Origin of the sequence: Streptococcus sp. 5346 (assembly GCF_013277455.1) — a bacterium.
Taxonomy (GTDB): domain Bacteria; phylum Bacillota; class Bacilli; order Lactobacillales; family Streptococcaceae; genus Streptococcus.
Genome location: NZ_VMMY01000006.1, coordinates 1 through 4,899, shown reverse-complemented (window position 1 = coordinate 4,899; position 4,899 = coordinate 1). Strand labels below are relative to the sequence as shown.

3 tRNA genes and 3 rRNA genes are annotated in these 4,899 nt (G+C 50.2%); all 6 read left to right on the top strand.

Annotated features, from left to right (window positions below):
* A 16S ribosomal RNA gene (locus HT732_RS04700) occupies positions 1–1,355 on the top strand; the annotation flags it as partial.
* Positions 1,356–1,406: 51 nt separating this feature from the next.
* A tRNA-Ala gene (locus HT732_RS04695) sits at positions 1,407–1,479 on the top strand.
* Positions 1,480–1,603: 124 nt separating this feature from the next.
* Positions 1,604–4,505: ribosomal RNA gene (locus HT732_RS04690) — 23S ribosomal RNA — on the top strand.
* 76 nt (positions 4,506–4,581) lie between these two features.
* A 5S ribosomal RNA gene (gene rrf / locus HT732_RS04685) occupies positions 4,582–4,697 on the top strand.
* A gap of 4 nt (positions 4,698–4,701) precedes the next feature.
* Positions 4,702–4,774, top strand: a tRNA-Val gene (locus HT732_RS04680).
* 5 nt (positions 4,775–4,779) lie between these two features.
* Positions 4,780–4,850 (top strand) — tRNA-Gly (locus HT732_RS04675).
* Positions 4,851–4,899 lie beyond the last annotated feature (49 nt).

The window sequence follows — 4,899 nt, the reverse complement described above, 5'->3', positions numbered from 1 at the left end:
AATGACATTTGCTTAAAAGGTGCAATTGCATCACTACCAGATGGACCTGCGTTGTATTAGCTAGTTGGTGGGGTAACGGCTCACCAAGGCGACGATACATAGCCGACCTGAGAGGGTGATCGGCCACACTGGGACTGAGACACGGCCCAGACTCCTACGGGAGGCAGCAGTAGGGAATCTTCGGCAATGGACGGAAGTCTGACCGAGCAACGCCGCGTGAGTGAAGAAGGTTTTCGGATCGTAAAGCTCTGTTGTAAGAGAAGAACGAGTGTGAGAGTGGAAAGTTCACACTGTGACGGTATCTTACCAGAAAGGGACGGCTAACTACGTGCCAGCAGCCGCGGTAATACGTAGGTCCCGAGCGTTGTCCGGATTTATTGGGCGTAAAGCGAGCGCAGGCGGTTAGATAAGTCTGAAGTTAAAGGCTGTGGCTTAACCATAGTACGCTTTGGAAACTGTTTAACTTGAGTGCAAGAGGGGAGAGTGGAATTCCATGTGTAGCGGTGAAATGCGTAGATATATGGAGGAACACCGGTGGCGAAAGCGGCTCTCTGGCTTGTAACTGACGCTGAGGCTCGAAAGCGTGGGGAGCAAACAGGATTAGATACCCTGGTAGTCCACGCCGTAAACGATGAGTGCTAGGTGTTAGACCCTTTCCGGGGTTTAGTGCCGCAGCTAACGCATTAAGCACTCCGCCTGGGGAGTACGACCGCAAGGTTGAAACTCAAAGGAATTGACGGGGGCCCGCACAAGCGGTGGAGCATGTGGTTTAATTCGAAGCAACGCGAAGAACCTTACCAGGTCTTGACATCCCTCTGACCACTCTAGAGATAGAGTTTTCCTTCGGGACAGAGGTGACAGGTGGTGCATGGTTGTCGTCAGCTCGTGTCGTGAGATGTTGGGTTAAGTCCCGCAACGAGCGCAACCCCTATTGTTAGTTGCCATCATTCAGTTGGGCACTCTAGCGAGACTGCCGGTAATAAACCGGAGGAAGGTGGGGATGACGTCAAATCATCATGCCCCTTATGACCTGGGCTACACACGTGCTACAATGGCTGGTACAACGAGTCGCAAGCCGGTGACGGCAAGCTAATCTCTTAAAGCCAGTCTCAGTTCGGATTGTAGGCTGCAACTCGCCTACATGAAGTCGGAATCGCTAGTAATCGCGGATCAGCACGCCGCGGTGAATACGTTCCCGGGCCTTGTACACACCGCCCGTCACACCACGAGAGTTTGTAACACCCGAAGTCGGTGAGGTAACCGTAAGGAGCCAGCCGCCTAAGGTGGGATAGATGATTGGGGTGAAGTCGTAACAAGGTAGCCGTATCGGAAGGTGCGGCTGGATCACCTCCTTTCTAAGGATAAGGAACTGCGCATTGGTCTTGTTTAGTCTTGAGAGGTCTTGTGGGGCCTTAGCTCAGCTGGGAGAGCGCCTGCTTTGCACGCAGGAGGTCAGCGGTTCGATCCCGCTAGGCTCCATTGGTGAGAGATCACCAAGTAATGCACATTGAAAATTGAATATCTATATCAAATAGTAACAAGAAAATAAACCGAAAACGCTGTAGTATTAATAAGAGTTTATGACTGAAAGGTCAAAAAATAAGGTTAAGTTAATAAGGGCGCACGGTGGATGCCTTGGCACTAGGAGCCGAAGAAGGACGTGACAAACGACGATATGCCTTGGGTAGCTGTAAGTAAGCGATGATCCAGGGATTTCCGAATGGGGGAACCCAACAGGTACTACCTGTTACCCGCATCTGTTAAGGATGTGAGGAGGAAGACGCAGTGAACTGAAACATCTAAGTAGCTGCAGGAAGAGAAAGCAAAAGCGATTGCCTTAGTAGCGGCGAGCGAAACGGCAGAAGGGCAAACCGAAGAGTTTACTCTTCGGGGTTGTAGGACTGCAATGTGGACTCAAAGATTATAGAAGAATGATTTGGGAAGATCAGCCAAAGAGAGTAATAGCCTCGTATTTAAAATAGTCTTTGTACCTAGCAGTATCCTGAGTACGGCGGGACACGTGAAATCCCGTCGGAATCTGGGAGGACCATCTCCCAACCCTAAATACTCCCTAGTGACCGATAGTGAACCAGTACCGTGAGGGAAAGGTGAAAAGCACCCCGGGAGGGGAGTGAAATAGAACCTGAAACCGTGTGCCTACAACAAGTTCGAGCCCGTTAATGGGTGAGAGCGTGCCTTTTGTAGAATGAACCGGCGAGTTACGTTATGATGCGAGGTTAAGTTGAAGAGACGGAGCCGTAGGGAAACCGAGTCTGAATAGGGCGAATTAGTATCATGACGTAGACCCGAAACCATGTGACCTACCCATGAGCAGGTTGAAGGTGCGGTAAGACGCACTGGAGGACCGAACCAGGGCACGTTGAAAAGTGCTTGGATGACTTGTGGGTAGCGGAGAAATTCCAAACGAACTTGGAGATAGCTGGTTCTCTCCGAAATAGCTTTAGGGCTAGCGTCGACATTAGAGATTCTTGGAGGTAGAGCACTGTTTGGGTGAGGGGTCCATCCCGGATTACCAATCTCAGATAAACTCCGAATGCCAATGAATTATGGTCGGCAGTCAGACTGCGAGTGCTAAGATCCGTAGTCGAAAGGGAAACAGCCCAGACCACCAGCTAAGGTCCCAAAATAATTGTTAAGTGGAAAAGGATGTGGGGTTGCACAGACAACTAGGATGTTAGCTTAGAAGCAGCTATTCATTCAAAGAGTGCGTAATAGCTCACTAGTCGAGTGACCCTGCGCCGAAAATGTACCGGGGCTAAAACAATTTACCGAAGCTGTGGATACCTTTATAGGTATGGTAGGAGAGCGTTCTATGTGTGAAGAAGGTGTACCGTGAGGAGCGCTGGAACGCATAGAAGTGAGAATGCCGGTATGAGTAGCGAAAGACAGGTGAGAATCCTGTCCACCGTAAGACTAAGGTTTCCAGGGGAAGGCTCGTCCGCCCTGGGTTAGTCGGGACCTAAGGAGAGACCGAAAGGTGTATCCGATGGACAACAGGTTGATATTCCTGTACTAGAGTATGTAGTGATGGAGGGACGCAGTAGGCTAACTAAAGCAGACGATTGGAAGTGTCTGTCTAAGCAGTGAGGTGTGAATTGAGTTAAATGCTTAGTTCTATAACATTGAGCTGTGATGGGGAGCGAAGTTTAGTAGCGAAGTTAGTGACGTCACACTGCCAAGAAAAGCTTCTAGCGTTTAAACATACTCTACCCGTACCGCAAACCGACACAGGTAGTCGAGGCGAGTAGCCTCAGGTGAGCGAGAGAACTCTCGTTAAGGAACTCGGCAAAATGACCCCGTAACTTCGGGAGAAGGGGTGCTGACTTTATGTCAGCCGCAGTGAATAGGCCCAAGCAACTGTTTATCAAAAACACAGCTCTCTGCTAAATCGTAAGATGATGTATAGGGGGTGACGCCTGCCCGGTGCTGGAAGGTTAAGAGGAGTGCTTAGCGTAAGCGAAGGTATGAATTGAAGCCCCAGTAAACGGCGGCCGTAACTATAACGGTCCTAAGGTAGCGAAATTCCTTGTCGGGTAAGTTCCGACCCGCACGAAAGGCGTAATGATTTGGGCACTGTCTCAACGAGAGACTCGGTGAAATTTTAGTACCTGTGAAGATGCAGGTTACCCGCGACAGGACGGAAAGACCCCATGGAGCTTTACTGCAGTTTGATATTGAGTGTCTGTACCACATGTACAGGATAGGTAGGAGTCTATGAGATCGGGACGCCAGTTTCGAAGGAGACGTTGTTGGGATACTACCCTTGTGTTATGGCCACTCTAACCCGGATAGGTGATCCCTATCGGAGACAGTGTCTGACGGGCAGTTTGACTGGGGCGGTCGCCTCCTAAAAGGTAACGGAGGCGCCCAAAGGTTCCCTCAGAATGGTTGGAAATCATTCGCAGAGTGTAAAGGTATAAGGGAGCTTGACTGCGAGAGCTACAACTCGAGCAGGGACGAAAGTCGGGCTTAGTGATCCGGTGGTTCCGTATGGAAGGGCCATCGCTCAACGGATAAAAGCTACCCTGGGGATAACAGGCTTATCTCCCCCAAGAGTTCACATCGACGGGGAGGTTTGGCACCTCGATGTCGGCTCGTCGCATCCTGGGGCTGTAGTCGGTCCCAAGGGTTGGGCTGTTCGCCCATTAAAGCGGCACGCGAGCTGGGTTCAGAACGTCGTGAGACAGTTCGGTCCCTATCCGTCGCGGGCGTAGGAAATTTGAGAGGATCTGCTCCTAGTACGAGAGGACCAGAGTGGACTTACCGCTGGTGTACCAGTTGTCTTGCCAAAGGCATCGCTGGGTAGCTATGTAGGGAAGGGATAAACGCTGAAAGCATCTAAGTGTGAAACCCACCTCAAGATGAGATTTCCCATGATTTTATATCAGTAAGAGCCCTGAGAGATGATCAGGTAGATAGGTTAGAAGTGGAAGTGTGGCGACACATGTAGCGGACTAATACTAATAGCTCGAGGACTTATCCAAAGTAACTGAGAATATGAAAGCGAGAGGTTTTCTTGGTTTGAATAGATATTCAATTTTGAGTAGGTATTACTCAGAGTTAAGTGACGATAGCCTAGGAGATACACCTGTACCCATGCCGAACACAGAAGTTAAGCCCTAGAACGCCGGAAGTAGTTGGGGGTTGCCCCCTGTGAGATATGGAAGTCGCTTAGCTCTAGGGAGTTTAGCTCAGCTGGGAGAGCATCTGCCTTACAAGCAGAGGGTCAGCGGTTCGATCCCGTTAACTCCCATTTTAGCGGGTGTAGTTTAGTGGTAAAACTACAGCCTTCCAAGCTGTTGTCGCGAGTTCGATTCTCGTCACCCGCTTTGAACTTTGTTCTTTGTACCAAGTTTTTGACTTGGGCGCGTAGCTCAG